Source organism: Cupriavidus sp. D39 (assembly GCF_026627925.1).
Lineage (GTDB): Bacteria > Pseudomonadota > Gammaproteobacteria > Burkholderiales > Burkholderiaceae > Cupriavidus > Cupriavidus ulmosensis.
In genome coordinates this window covers 1,138,713-1,151,918 of sequence record NZ_JAPNLE010000009.1, presented here as the reverse complement: position 1 = coordinate 1,151,918, position 13,206 = coordinate 1,138,713, and the positions used below count along the sequence as shown (strand labels likewise).

Genomic DNA, 13,206 nt, shown 5'->3' with positions numbered 1-13,206 from the left:
GTGATCATGGTGGGACTGGCCGAGCCCGCCGTCGCCTGTCGCTCGCGCTACCTGCGTAGTCACACCAAGTTTCAACCCTAACTCACTGATCCGCATGCTTTATCCCTGGCAGAAAGAAGACTGGCAACGGCTGAACGCGCTGCGCGAGCGGCTCCCGCATGCCTTGCTCATTCACGGCCAGCAAGGCATCGGCAAGCGCGACCTGGCGCTGCATTTTGCACAGGGGCTGCTGTGCGAGACGCCGCGCCCCGATGGCCAGCCTTGTGGCACATGCCCCGCTTGCCACTGGTTCAGCCAGGGCAACCATCCGGACTTCAGCGTGGTGCGCCCGGAGGCCATGGAGGCGGCGGGCGACGCGGAGACGGATGAAAGCGGCAAGAAGAAAGCGCCCAGCAAGGTTATCCGCATGGAGCAGGTGCGGGCCCTGATCGAAACGGTCGGCATCGGCACGCACCGCGCCGGGCGGCGCCTGGTGGTGGTCTATCCGCTCGACGCCTTGCAGCATGAAGGCGCCAACGCCTTGCTCAAGACGCTGGAGGAGCCGCCGCCGTCCACCGTGTTCCTGCTGGTGACCGACCGGCTGGACCGCGTGCTGCCCACCATCCTGTCGCGCTGCCGCCAGTTTTCCGTACAACGGCCTACGGCCGACGCTGCCATGCGCTGGCTGAGCAGCCAGGGCGTGGGGGACGCCGAGGCGCAGCTGGCGCTGGCCGGAGGCTCGCCGCTGACCGCGCTGCATGCCGCCGAGGCAGAGGAGCAGCCGATGCAGCGCTGGCTGGTGAGCCAGCTTGGCGCGGGCGCCGGCTTCGATGCGCTGGCGGCCGCCGAGCAGGTGCAGAAGCTGCCCGTACCGTCGGTGCTTGGCATCCTGCAGCGCTGGACGTACGATCTGCTGTCGGCCCGCTTGGCCGCAACCCCGGGGCCGCGTTATTTTCCGCGCGAGCAGGCTGCCCTGGCGCGTTGCGCACAGGCTACGGATGCACACCGGTTGCAGGCGTTCTCCACGCGGCTGGTGGGCCACCGCCGCAGCGAGAACCATCCGCTGGCGGCTCGCCTGGTGATGGAGTCCGTGTTTCTGGAATACCGGCAGTTGTTTCAGTAAGTCGAATTCGTTGAACAAGTCCAATATGGCCTGAAGGCCAAAAGTCAGTAACAAGGGGTCAGTGATGAACACAGACGTGACAGGGGCACGGGGCGCCAGCGTTCCCGGGGCCGCAGGCTTGGCCGCCGCCGGCGGCATCGGGGCACCGACGGTCCCGGGCGCAGCTTCCCGGCCCAACGTGCTTTCGTTGTCGATCAAGGACCAGGCGGGCCTCTACGCGGCCTACATGCCTTTCCTGCATCGCGGCGGGATCTTTGTCCCGAGCAACCGTCCCTTTCGGCTGGGCGAGCAGGTCTTCCTGGTGCTCTCGCTGCTGGACCGGCCGCAGAAGTACCAGATCGCCGGCCAGGTGGCATGGATTACCCCGGTTGGCACGCCCAACAAGACGCCCGGCATCGGGATTCACCTGCCGGATGACGACAACGGCCGCAACCTGCGCCGCGCGGTGGAAGAGATCCTGGGCAAGACCATTGAGTCCGGCCGGCCCAGCCAGACGTTATAGCTGACCTTAGATTTGTGGCTTAAGTCTTTGATGTAGCTGGTTTTTTCCAAGACTTGTTTAGTCTGTCCTAGAAGAAATTCAACAATGCGTGATACCGCCTTTACCGTCCGTCCCGCGCTGCAGCGCGACCTGGCCAACATCGTTGCCATCTACAACAGCACCGTCGCTTCGCGCATGGTCACGGCGGACACCGAGCCCGTGGCGGTGGAATCGCGCCAGGCCTGGTTCGACGAGCATCAGCCTGAGCGACGTCCATTGTGGGTGGCCGAGGACGGTGAAGGGCGCATGGCCGGCTGGCTCAGTTTTTCCGACTTCTACGGACGCCCGGCCTACGGCGCCACCGCCGAAGTCTCGATCTACCTGGACGCCACCCGCCGCGGGCAGGGCCTGGGGCGCTACCTGTTGCAGCAGGCTATCGCGCATGCGCCGCAGATCGGGGTCAACACGTTGCTGGGCTTCGTCTTTGGCCATAACGCGCCCAGCCTGGTCCTGTTCGCCTCGCTGGGCTTCGAGCGCTGGGGCAACCTGCCGCGCGTGGCCGTGCTCGATGGGGTCGAACGCGACCTGATCATCCTTGGCCGGCATCTGACGAAGCCGGCTGAGTAGGACCGCACGCGAGCCAGGCGCGGCCATGCGGCTGGCGCGCTGGCACGACCATATACAATGGCGGGTGGCGCCGCCCGCGGCGGCGTCTCTCTCCGGAAACCGCCCCAATGTTTGTCGATTCCCACTGCCATCTAGATTTCCCCGAACTGGCCGAGCGCCTGCCCGAATTGCTTGAGAACATGCGCGCCAACCAGGTGACGCATGCCCTGTGCATCTCGGTCACGCTGGAAGACTTCCCGCGCGTGCTGGCACTCGCCGAGCAGCATCCGCACCTGTACGCCACCGTCGGCGTGCATCCCGACTACGAGGAGGGCGAGGAGCCCACGCTGGAGCGCCTGCTGGCGCTGTCGGCGCATCCGCGGGTGGTCGGCACCGGCGAAACCGGGCTCGACTATTACCGGCTCGAAGGCCGCAGCATCGCCGACATGGAGTGGCAGCGGGAGCGTTTCCGCACCCATATCCGCGCCGCGCGGCAGACTGGCAAGCCCCTGATCATCCATACCCGTTCGTCTGTCGAAGACACCCTGCGCGTGATGCGCGAGGAAAGCGCGGGCGAAGCCGGGGGTGATGCATTGTTTCACCGAGAACTGGGAGGTCGCCCGGCAATCGCTGGATCAGGGTTTCCACATCTCGTTCTCCGGTATCGTCACCTTCAAGAACGCGGTGGAGTTGCAGGAAACCGCGCGCAAGATCCCGCTGGACCGCATGTTGATCGAGACCGATTCGCCATACCTGGCGCCCGTGCCATACCGTGGCAAGACCAACCAGCCGGCCTGGGTGCGCCACGTGGGCGAGTTCATCGCCAACCTGCGCGGCATCCCGGTTGAGGAACTGGCGGAGCGTACATCGGATAATTTCTTCCGTCTTTTCAAGCATATAGATAGGAAATCTCATGCTTAACATGAAATCTGTCCGACACCTCGCCGCTGTCGCCGCCATGCTGGCAGGCACCATGGCCTGGGCCACGCCTGTCGACGATATGCGCCATGCGGTGGAGTTCGATGACGTCAAGGCGGCCCAGAAGATGTTGGCGCGCGGGGTCAATCCCAACCTGGTGGATGCCAAGGGCAATCCCATGCTGGTGGTGGCGTTGCGCGAGAAGTCGCTGAAGGTGGCGGAGGCGCTGATCCGCGCGAAGGACATCGATTTCGACAAGGCCAATGCGGCCGGCGAGACACCGCTGATGATGGCCAGCCTGCAGAACGAGCTGGGCCTGGTCAAGCTGATGGTCGACCAGATGGAGGTCGAGATCAACAAGACGGGCTGGACGCCGCTGCATTACGCGGCGACCAACGGCAACAATGAGATCGTCAAGTTTCTGGTCGACCATGCTGCCTATATCGACGCGGAAAGCCCCAACGGCAGCACGCCGCTGATGATGGCGGCGCGCGGCGGGCATATCGAGACGGTCAAGCTGCTGCTCGACGAAGGCGCCGACATGCGGCTGAAGAACCAGCAGGGCATGACCGTGATCGACTTTGCCGAGCGCTATCACCAGAAGGAGATCGCGGACGGACTGAGGTCGCGCTGGCAGAAGCTGTATCCGCAGACGCCGTTAAGCTCGCAGCCTCCGCAAAAGGGCTGGAACTGAGATGAAGAAAAACGCGCCAGGCTAAAACCGCTGACAAACCTGATGCATTAGCCGAAGCCGCCGAACGGGCCAAAGCCGCGCGCCATGACGACGGCTATTTCTCCCTCTCCCCTCAGGGGGAGAGGGCTGGGGAGAGGGGTGGCTTAGCTAGGAGCTACTTGAAGCGAGGCCCGAGGTGTTTTTCAGCACGCAGGCGTGACGAGCGCCCGCCCTCTCCCCCAGCCCCTCTCCCACAAGTGGGAGAGGGGAGCACGACAACGCAGATCCGGCTTTGTCATCAAGCTGACGCGCCGGGCTAAAACCCGGCGCGTTTTTGCTTGGTTCTTGCCCAAGCGCCCACGCGTTCAGACTTTCAAGCGTCGTCGGCCAGCCGCATGCCGGTGAACTGCCAGCGCTGGTGCGGGTAGAAGAAATTGCGGTAACTGGCGCGGATATGCGATTCCGGCGTGACGCAGGAACCGCCGCGCAGCACCATCTGGCTGCACATGAACTTGCCGTTGTATTCCCCCACCGCGCCGGCGCTAGGCCGGAAGCCCGGGTAGGGCTGGAAGGGGCTGGCAGTCCATTCCCACACGTCGCCAAACATCTGCCGCAACACGCCGGACGTATTCTGGCGATCGGGCAGGGGCCGAAGCACGCGTCCCTCGACAAAATTCCCGGTAGCCGGCAGGTTGCGCACGGCGTGCTCCCATTCCGCCTCGGTGGGCAGGCGGCGCTCGGCCCAGCGGGCAAAGGCATCGGCCTCATAGAAGCTGATATGCGTGACCGGGCTGTCCGGATCCACCGGCTGCATGCCGCGCAGGCTCATTTGCCACCAGGTGCCTTCGCGCTCCTCCCAGTACAGCGGCGCCTCGATGCCCTGTTCGCACACCCAGCGCCATCCATCCGACAGCCATAGCCCGGCGGTACGGTAGGCGCCATCCTCGATAAATTCGAACCACTGGTGGTTGCTGACCGGGTGCGAGCACAGCTGGTACGGCTGCAGCAGCACGTTGTGGCGCGGGCCTTCGCAATCGAAGGCAAAGCCGTCGCGGTCATGGCCGATGGCGACCACGCCGCCGGCAAAGCGGATCCATTCCGCAGCCGGGCGCGGATCGGCGATCACGGGCGCCAGCAGCTCCGGCGCGAAGGCCGGCTTCAGCGGGTTTTGTGCGAACAGATGCAGGATGTCGGTCAGCAGCAGCTCCTGGTGCTGTTGCTCGTGGTTCAGGCCAAGCTCGATCAGCGCCGCCTCGGCATCGGTCTGCGCGCTGGTCAGCAGCCCGAGCATGGTTTCGTCGACGGCCTCGCGGTAAGCCAGGATCTCGTCGAGCGACGGCCGCGACAGCAGGCCGCGGCGTGGCCGCGGGTGGCGGGCGCCGACGGATTCGTAGTAGGAGTTGAACAGGTAGCGATACTGCGGATCCAGCGGCTCGTAGTCCGGGATACGCGCCGTCAGCACGAACTCCTCGAAGAACCAGGTGGTATGCGCCAGATGCCATTTGGCGGGGCTGGCGTCGTCCATGGACTGCACCGTGGCGTCGGCGTCGGTGATGTCGGCGACCATGGCCTCGGTGGCCGCGCGTACGTGGCGGTACTTGGACAGCAGGGCTGGCTCGTGCGGCGGATGCACGGCGCTGGCAGGCAGCAGGGCAGAGGACATGCGGGCTCCCGGATCGGACTATGCATCTGCCGCGGATGCCGCTTTGGGCTGCGGCTGGCCGTGGCGTGTGGATTGCGGACAGGTTCCGACCCAGGCCTGCACAACAAGGCCGCGCGGGCTTCCCCCTGGATGGACATGCACCGAAACCGCTAAGGCGTTCGGAACCATCATAGACCCGATCGCGCGGTGGGCATAGCAGGCTCGCGCCTACACGAATCCATAGCAGGGCGCGGCGCTGCAAGACACGCGGGCGCAAGCGCAAAACGCCCGCCGGCATGACTGCGGGCGGACGTCTTGCGCTTCGGCGGTGCGGCGCGAGGCCGCACCGCCGCGATCAGGCTGCCAGTGCTGCCACGGCGCCGTTGGCGGCGACCAGGCTGGCTTCGCGGGCTTCGGGGCCCATTGCCAGGCCGTGGGCGCGCACGTACGTGATGTCGGTCATGCCCAGGAAGCGGAACACCACGTCCACGGTCTGTTCATGCAGGTCCAGGGCGTTGGCGTCCTGGCGCACGCCGCCGCGCGACGAAACCACGATCACGCGCTTGCCGCCGGCCAGGCCGACCGGGCCGGTCTCGGTGTACTTGAAGGTGCGGCCAGCCTGGGCGATGCGGTCGATCCAGGACTTGAGCTGGCTGGGGATGCCGAAGTTGTATTGCGGCACACCGACGACCAGCACATCGGCTTCGAGGAATTCCTTGAGGAAGGCTTCAGTGCGTTGCAGCTCGCTCTCCTGCACGGTGTTGAGGCCGTCCTTCGGGCCGCCCAGCACGGGCAGCAGCGCGCCGGACAGGTGCGCCGGTGCGTCCTGGTCCAGGTCGCGCACGGTCAGGGTGGCTTCAGGGTGCTTGGCGCGCAGGTCGGCAACCACCTTGGCGGTCAGGCTACGGGAAGCGGAATGGCCGCCAAGTACGCTCGAGTCGATTTGCAAGATCTTCATGTTCATCTCCACTGGGGTTCGGGTTGGATGAATGAAAGATAGCGGTCTGCCATTGATGCCGGTAGTGGGGCAAAATAGAACTTATTGTTCCAGGGGCAGAACGCAAGCCGAGCTGCTACCCTGGCGCGCTCCTTTCCCCAAGGATGACCCATGCAAGACCTGAACGACCTTTCGCTGTTTGCCCAGGTGGTCCAGCACGGCAGTTTCTCGGCCGCGAGCCGTGCCAGTGGCGTGCCGAAATCACGGCTAAGCCGGCGCATTGCCCAGCTGGAGCGCGACCTGGGGGTGCAATTGTTGCGCCGGACCACCCGGCAGGTGCGCGTGACGCCCATCGGCGAGGCCTACTACGAGCGCTGCCGCGCCATGCTGGCGGAGGCGGAAGCGGCGCGTGAAGTGATCGACCAGGCTCGTGACCAACCCGGAGGCACCTTGCGCGTGAGTTGCCCCGTGGCGATTGCCCAGAACCTGCTGGCGCCCGCCATCGGGCATTTCATGCAGGCCAACCCCGGCGTGCGCATCGAACTGGAAGCCACCAACCGCCGCGTGGACGTGATCGCCGAAGGCTTCGACCTGGCGCTGCGGGTGCGCGAGGTGATGGACGACTCGTCGCTGGTGGTGCGCACCTACGGCGAGAGCCCGCTCATGCTGGTAGCCAGCCCGGCGTTGCTGGACAGCATCGGCCGCCCGCGCACGCCCGAGGCGCTGGACGGCATGCCCGGCGTCAACCAGAAGCCGCACGACGGCAAGCATGTCTGGACGCTGACCTGCAATACCGGGCAATCGATCTACGTGCCCTACGACCCGCGCCTGGTCACCGACGAATTCGCCTTGCTGCGCGCGGCGGCCATCGCGGGCGTGGGCGTGGCGATGCTGCCGCGCATGTTCTGCCGCGATGCCATCGAGACCGGGGAGCTGGAGGTGCTGCTGCCGCAGTGGATCATGCCGGTCGGGACGCTGCACGCGGTCTTTCCCTCGCGCAAGGGCATGCCGCCGGCGCTGCGGCGCTTCCTGGATTTCCTTGCCGACATCCTGCCCGAAACGGCTTGGAAGGCGGGCATGCAGCCGCCGCGCCAGCCGGGCATGCACCGGCCCATCGGCCAGATCTGAGACGTGCGCGCAACTTGTGCCTTTACCTTCACGGCGCGGCGCACTAAGGTAAATATGCATGTCGCGCGTGGAGCCAGAGGCGCTTCGGCTCCAGGCGGCACATTCGCGCTTTCGTTTTCTGATCCGGACAAGGAGTGACGACCATGAGTGGTTCTCAGCCATCGCAGGACCTGGGCAAGGCGGTATTGCGGATCGTGCTAGGCGTGCTGGTTCTGCTGCACGGGATCTCCAAGCTCATCGCCGGGCCGGGGTTCGTGACGCAGGTGGTGACGCAGGCCGGACTGCCTCCGGCGCTGGCCTATGGTGTCTACATCGGCGAGGTGGTGGCGCCGGTCCTGCTGATCCTCGGCTTGTGGGCCCGGGTCGCCGCGCTGATCGTGGTCGTCAATATGCTGGTGGCGGTGGGCCTGGTGCATATGAAGCAGCTAGCCATGCTGGCGGACACCGGTGGCTGGGCGCTGGAGCTGCAAGCGATGTTCCTGGGCGGCGCCATCGCGGTCGCGCTGCTGGGCGCGGGGCGCCTGAGCGTAGGCGGCGTCAACGGCAAGTGGAACTAGCGTAGCTGCCCGCAGCGCTGCGGGGCGCCCTCAGGGCGTCCAGCGGCCCAGCGTTTCGGCCACGAACATGTCGGGCGGCAGGGCGGGGGACCACAGGTAGCCCTGGCCAAGGTCGCAGCCCAGGGCTTGCAGCGCGTCGCGCTGCGCGGGGTTTCAATGCCCTCGGCCACGCATTCCAGCTTGAGGTCGCGCGCGAGGTTGATGACGTTGCGGCAGATCGCCGCGCGCTGGCTGTTGCCCGGCACCGCCACCACGAACGAGCGATCGAGCTTGATCTGGGTGAAGGGCAGGTCCGCCAGCAGCTTGAGGGTGGCGATGCCGATCCCGAAATCGTCGATGGCCACGCCGTAGCCAAGCAGGCGCAGGCGGTTCAGCGCAATCGACAGGGCACGGGTGTCGTTTACCGGGTAGCCCTCGGTCAATTCGATATTCAGCAACTGGCGCGGCATGCCGCTGGCTTCCACCATGGCGTCGAAGGCGTCGAGCACGCCGGGCCGGCACAGCGTCTGCGCGGAAGCATTGATGCTCAGCGGGATGCGCACGCCGCGCGCCAGCAACTGGCGCTGCACCGACAGGCATTGCTGGCCCGCCAGCTGGAAGATGGCATCGGCCTCGCCCAGCGCCTCGAGCCTCGGGATGAAGAGGTCGGGCCGGATCAGCCCCATGGTCGGATGGCGCCAGCGGCAAAGCGCTTCCGCGCCGGCCAGCGCGCCGGTGCTGATCCTGAACTGCGGTTGCAGCATGATGAAAATGGCGCCGGGCGTCTGCATCGCTGCCAGCAGGTCGCGGTCGTCCGGCTGGCTTGGCGCGGCCGCCGGGGCTTCGGCGGTGAGGTCGCGCTCCAGCGCATCCTGCAGGATTTCTTCCAGCACCACCGCCGAGATCGGCTTGCGCACCGCGCGCACATGGGCGAGTCCAACCGAATCGGCCAGGCTCACGTGGGAATCGATGATGTCGTCCTGCAGCGCGGACACCCATACCCACAGGGGCTGGGCGCCGGCGAAGGCGTGGTCCTTGCGCCGGGTCAGCTCGTCCATCATGCCGGGCCCGTTGAGCCCCGGCATCTCGATATCGCAGAGCACGAGGTCGACCTTGCGCGCGGCCAGCAGGTCCAGCGCGATGCGGCCGTCGGCGGCGCAATGCACGTCGCTCACGCCCAGCTGGGTCAGCAACTGTTCCGCCGCCAGCAACTGGAACGGGTGGTCATCGACCACCAGGGCGGACAGTCCGGCGTAGCGCGTCTGCATGGTTGGCTCGGGATTGGGGCGATGGAAATCGGCCGATGAGAACGGCCGAGTGGATTCGAGGCAGGCTTCGTCCATATTAGCGCACATGCCGCACCGCGGGCACGCCTTCGCACGGGCGGATGCCGACGCCAGCGCGCGTGGTTCGCGTGGCGGGGGAGGGCGCGTGGTGCTGGAAAACAGGCGATATTCCGTTGCGCGTGCCATCTTGGGCGGAAACGCCGCGCCCAGACCCGCTACAATCGTCGCCCGAGGTATTTGATGATGGCGTTTCGATAATGGGTTTTGGCTGGTTCGGATTTTCGACCTTGTGGCTTGTGCCGCTGGTGTGGCGCCAGGTGGCGCGCCTGCTCGCCGGCGAGCGCCGGTTCTTCAGTGGACGCGGCACGCTGCGGGTATGGCTGGGCACGTTGATCGTGCTGTGTGCAAGCGCCTCGCTCGAAGCGCTGACAGGCGCGGCGGGCGAGGGTGGCATGGCAGGCAGCACGTCGGGCGGCAGCGCCGGGCGCGCGCTGGGCACCCTGGTTTCCGGCATACTTGGCTGGAGCGCCAGCCTGCTGCTGATGCTGGGTGTGCTGGCCCTGGCCGCGCCGATGGTGTTTGGCGAAACCTGGCGCAGCCTGTTCCTGCGCAAGCCCAGCTTGCCTGAGCCGGACGAGGCCGACATGGCGCCCCTGCGCACGCCCGCCCGCACCGCGCGCGAGCCGGACAGCTGGGAGACCACCCACCTCGGCGCCACGCATGCCGCGGTGCCGGGCTCGACCGATTACGTGCCCCGCCACAAGGGCATCGAAGCCGTATCGGCGCGGCGCCAGCCGGTCTGGCAGCCGCCGGCGCGCACCCGCAATTCGCCGCCGCAGCCGGGCGAGATCTGGCTGCAGCAGGCCGGGCCGCCGGGCGCCGCCAAGCCTGAGGCCTCCGCGCCCGTATCTCCGCCGCCTGCAGCCAAGGCGCCCGTCAGGCCGGCGCCGCTGCGCACCCCCAGCCAGCCGCAAGCCACCAGCCCGGCAACCGCCCGCACGGCATCCGCCGCGGCGTCGGCTGCGGCGGCCAGTGCCGCGGGGGCAGTGCAGGCGCGCGCCGCCAGTCCTGCCCCGGCAGCGGCTGCACGCGCTACCGTGGTCAGCGGCCCCGTGCGCCAGCCGCAGATGAGCGCACGCTCGGCCATCACGACACTGCCGCAAGCCAACGCGCGACCCGCCCAGCCCGCTGCGGCAAAGAGCGTGACGACGGCTGCCGCGGTGCCGCCGGCTGTCATGCCGGTTGCGCAGGATGACGGTGCGCGCAAGCAGCAAAGCGAACAGGTTGCCGCCGTGCAGGCGCGGCCGGCGGCGGAAGAGCCGGCCAGCCAGGCGCAGGAAACCGAGGTGCTGGAGGCCGAGGCAGCCCCCGCAGTGGCGCCCGCCGAGCCGCAGGCTGTGGCGGTGCTATCCCCCGAGGATGTTGCCATTCCCGCCGCCGCACCCGCCGCCGCACCTGCCACCGCACCCGCTGATGCCCCGCAGGTTGCGCAGCCGCGCGCGGAATCCGCCGGGGAAGGCGCGACGCCCTCCGTGACGTTGGACGAACTCCGCCTGGAAGCCGAGGCGCTGATGGCGGAACTGACCGCACTGGCCAGCGCCTGGAAGTCGACGCGGCCTGCTGCCCCTGCTGCTCCGGCTGCTCCGGCGGCCGATGCGCAGCCTGAGCCGGAAGCCGCCGTTGCCGTCGCCGAGGCAGCCACCGATGCGGTCACCGATGCGGTAAGCGAGGAGGCAGCGCCGGTCGTGGCCGAGGCATCGATCGAAAGCCCGGTGGAAGTGGCAGCCGAAGCCAATAGCGAAGTTGTTGCCGAGGCGTCCGCCATGGATACCGGGGCGGCTGTCCCGGCCGAGTCCGAGGCGGTTGCATTGCCAGATGCTGCCGTTGCGCCCCAGGCGGACGAACCGGCAATCGCTCAGGAGCCGGAAGGCGCCGCCGAGCCGGCCGTGGACGCTAAGGTCGAAGCCAAAGTCGAGCCTGAAGTAGGAGCACAAGCGGCTCCGGAGGCCGACGCCGCTCCCAACATCGTATTCATTCCGGATGCCGAAGCCGACTCCGACATCGAGCCTGCGGCCGAGCTCGAAGACACCACGGAAGAGATCGCCGAGGGCGTTCTCGATGCCAACCTGCTGGTCGAGCACCGCAGCGAGGACAGCGCTCCCAATCCCGAGCCCACGATAGAAGAAGCGCCGGCCCCGTTGCCCGAAACATTGCCAGCCGCGCCGCCGGCGCCAAGCCGCGCATCGTGCTGCCGGCCGTGGTCGGCAAGGTGGTGGCGCTCGATGCGCCGGTAGCCGCCGCGGTATCCGCGGCACCCGCGGCGAGCGCAGTGCCGGCGTCGCAAGTCATTGCCGTCACGCCGCCGCCTTCCCGTATTTCGGACTACCGCTTGCCGGACCTAGGTTTGCTGGAAACCGCCACGGCCGACATCCAGCAGGTGACCGAGGAGCAGTTGCAGGAAACCGGCAACCTGATCGCGCAGCGCCTGGCGGAGTTCAAGGTGCCGGTGTCGGTGGTCGGCGCCTCGGCCGGCCCGGTCATCACGCGCTTCGAGGTGGATCCCGCCATGGGCGTGCGCGGCGCGCAGGTGGTGGGCCTGATGAAGGACCTGGCGCGGGCGCTGGGCGTGACCTCCATCCGCGTGGTCGAGACCATTCCCGGCAAGACCTGCATGGGGCTGGAGCTGCCCAACGCGCGGCGCCAGATGATCCGCCTGTCCGAGATCGTGGCCGCCTCGTCGTTCCTCGCGCATAACTCCCATCTGGTGCTGGCGATGGGCAAGGACATCACCGGCAACCCGGTGGTGACCGATCTTGCGCGCGCGCCGCACTTGCTGGTGGCCGGCACCACCGGCTCGGGCAAGTCCGTGGCGGTCAACGCCATGATCCTGTCCTTGCTGTACAAGGCCACGCCGGACGATGTGCGCCTGATCATGATCGACCCCAAGATGCTGGAGCTATCGGTCTACGAAGGTATCCCGCACCTGCTCTCGCCGGTGGTGACCGACATGAAGCAGGCCGCGCACGCGCTGAACTGGTGCGTGGGCGAAATGGAAAAGCGCTACCGCCTGATGTCGGCGCTGGGCGTGCGCAACCTGGCCGGCTTCAACCAGAAGATCCGCGCCGCCGAGGCCGCGGGCGAGCATGTGCCCAATCCGTTCTCGCTCACGCCCGATGCGCCCGAGCCGCTGCGCACGCTGCCGTTCATCGTGGTGGTGATCGACGAGCTGGCCGACCTGATGATGGTGGCCGGCAAGAAGATCGAAGAGCTGATCGCGCGTCTGGCGCAGAAGGCCCGCGCCGCCGGCATCCACCTGATCCTGGCCACGCAGCGCCCGTCGGTGGACGTGATCACCGGCCTGATCAAGGCCAATATCCCCACCCGGGTGGCATTCCAGGTCTCGTCCAAGATCGACTCGCGTACCATCCTCGACCAGATGGGCGCCGAGAGCCTGCTGGGGCAGGGCGACATGCTGTTCCTGCCGCCGGGCACCGGCTATCCGCAACGCGTGCACGGCGCCTTTGTGGCCGATGACGAAGTGCACCGCGTGGTGGAGCACTGGAAGCAGTTCGGCGAGCCCGACTACGACGAGGCCATCCTCGCGGGCGATCCTGGCGAGGCCGCAGCGTCGGACCTGTTCGGCGAAGGCGGTGGCGATGCGGAGGCCGACCCGTTGTACGACGAAGCCGCCTCCTTCGTGCTCACCAGCCGCCGGGCGTCGATTTCCGCCGTGCAGCGCCAGTTGCGCATCGGCTACAACCGTGCCGCGCGCCTGATCGAGCAGATGGAGGTGGCGGGACTGGTTTCGCCGATGGGCCGCAATGGTGCGCGCGACGTGCTCGCGCCGGGCTCGGGCGAATGACGTTGGCGGCAGGCGTGCCGCTCAACCGGAGACGA

Annotated in this window: 9 protein-coding genes and 2 pseudogenes; 8 read left to right on the top strand and 3 right to left on the bottom strand. The window is 67.3% G+C overall.

The window, feature by feature from the left end; genetic code table 11:
• Positions 1-94 precede the first annotated feature (94 nt).
• The 5 genes and pseudogenes from OMK73_RS17195 (at position 95) to OMK73_RS17175 (ending at position 3,801) form a co-directional block, all read left to right on the top strand.
• Positions 95-1,102, top strand: coding sequence for a DNA polymerase III subunit delta' (locus OMK73_RS17195; RefSeq protein ID WP_267603068.1), 1,008 nt, complete (start codon positions 95-97; stop codon positions 1,100-1,102).
• A 64-nt stretch (positions 1,103-1,166) separates the two neighbouring features.
• On the top strand, positions 1,167-1,604 hold the full coding sequence (locus OMK73_RS17190) for a PilZ domain-containing protein (RefSeq protein ID WP_267603067.1): 438 nt from the start codon (positions 1,167-1,169) through the stop codon (positions 1,602-1,604).
• Positions 1,605-1,688: 84 nt separating this feature from the next.
• Complete coding sequence (locus OMK73_RS17185; RefSeq protein ID WP_267603066.1) at positions 1,689-2,210, top strand: GNAT family N-acetyltransferase; 522 nt, start codon at positions 1,689-1,691, stop codon at positions 2,208-2,210.
• A 107-nt stretch (positions 2,211-2,317) separates the two neighbouring features.
• A pseudogene (locus OMK73_RS17180) lies at positions 2,318-3,110 on the top strand (TatD family hydrolase).
• A 1-nt stretch (position 3,111) separates the two neighbouring features.
• Positions 3,112-3,801: an ankyrin repeat domain-containing protein gene (locus OMK73_RS17175; RefSeq protein ID WP_267603065.1), complete on the top strand. Its 690-nt coding sequence runs from the start codon at positions 3,112-3,114 to the stop codon at positions 3,799-3,801.
• A 352-nt stretch (positions 3,802-4,153) separates the two neighbouring features.
• Here the strand turns inward: OMK73_RS17175 and egtB are convergent, their stop codons facing one another.
• Positions 4,154-5,443 carry an ergothioneine biosynthesis protein EgtB gene (gene egtB / locus OMK73_RS17170; protein ID WP_267603064.1) on the bottom strand — a complete coding sequence of 430 codons (1,290 nt, stop codon included), beginning with the start codon at positions 5,441-5,443 and terminating at the stop codon, positions 4,154-4,156.
• A gap of 334 nt (positions 5,444-5,777) precedes the next feature.
• A complete protein-coding gene (locus OMK73_RS17165; RefSeq protein ID WP_267603063.1) occupies positions 5,778-6,380 on the bottom strand; it encodes an FMN-dependent NADH-azoreductase in 603 nt (200 codons plus the stop codon).
• 150 nt (positions 6,381-6,530) lie between these two features.
• Here OMK73_RS17165 and OMK73_RS17160 point away from each other — a divergent pair, with 150 nt between their 5' ends.
• Both OMK73_RS17160 and OMK73_RS17155 read left to right on the top strand, forming a co-directional pair.
• Positions 6,531-7,487, top strand: a complete 957-nt coding sequence (locus OMK73_RS17160; RefSeq protein WP_267603062.1) for a LysR family transcriptional regulator — start codon at positions 6,531-6,533, stop codon at positions 7,485-7,487.
• A gap of 143 nt (positions 7,488-7,630) precedes the next feature.
• Positions 7,631-8,044 (top strand): DoxX family protein, encoded by a 414-nt coding sequence (locus tag OMK73_RS17155; RefSeq protein WP_267603061.1) that lies wholly within the window; start codon positions 7,631-7,633, stop codon positions 8,042-8,044.
• Here the strand turns inward: OMK73_RS17155 and OMK73_RS17150 are convergent.
• A complete protein-coding gene (locus tag OMK73_RS17150; RefSeq protein ID WP_324291747.1) occupies positions 8,041-9,291 on the bottom strand; it encodes an EAL domain-containing protein in 1,251 nt (416 codons plus the stop codon). The genes OMK73_RS17155 and OMK73_RS17150 overlap by 4 nt on opposite strands.
• Before the next feature lie 275 nt (positions 9,292-9,566).
• On the opposite strand from OMK73_RS17150, the pseudogene OMK73_RS17145 reads away from it, so the two are divergent.
• Positions 9,567-13,171, top strand: a pseudogene (locus OMK73_RS17145) (DNA translocase FtsK).
• Positions 13,172-13,206 lie beyond the last annotated feature (35 nt).

Excerpts from the sequence above, each read along its gene's own strand:
- OMK73_RS17195 (WP_267603068.1), top strand. The coding sequence starts at position 95 with ATGCTTTATCCCTGGCAGAAAGAAGACTGGCAACGGCTGAACGCGCTG.
- OMK73_RS17190 (WP_267603067.1), top strand. The coding sequence starts at position 1,167 with ATGAACACAGACGTGACAGGGGCACGGGGCGCCAGCGTTCCCGGGGCC.
- OMK73_RS17185 (WP_267603066.1), top strand. The coding sequence starts at position 1,689 with ATGCGTGATACCGCCTTTACCGTCCGTCCCGCGCTGCAGCGCGACCTG.
- OMK73_RS17175 (WP_267603065.1), top strand. The coding sequence starts at position 3,112 with ATGAAATCTGTCCGACACCTCGCCGCTGTCGCCGCCATGCTGGCAGGC.
- egtB (WP_267603064.1), bottom strand. The coding sequence starts at position 5,443 with ATGTCCTCTGCCCTGCTGCCTGCCAGCGCCGTGCATCCGCCGCACGAG.
- OMK73_RS17165 (WP_267603063.1), bottom strand. The coding sequence starts at position 6,380 with ATGAAGATCTTGCAAATCGACTCGAGCGTACTTGGCGGCCATTCCGCT.
- OMK73_RS17160 (WP_267603062.1), top strand. The coding sequence starts at position 6,531 with ATGCAAGACCTGAACGACCTTTCGCTGTTTGCCCAGGTGGTCCAGCAC.
- OMK73_RS17155 (WP_267603061.1), top strand. The coding sequence starts at position 7,631 with ATGAGTGGTTCTCAGCCATCGCAGGACCTGGGCAAGGCGGTATTGCGG.
- OMK73_RS17150 (WP_324291747.1), bottom strand. The coding sequence starts at position 9,291 with ATGCAGACGCGCTACGCCGGACTGTCCGCCCTGGTGGTCGATGACCAC.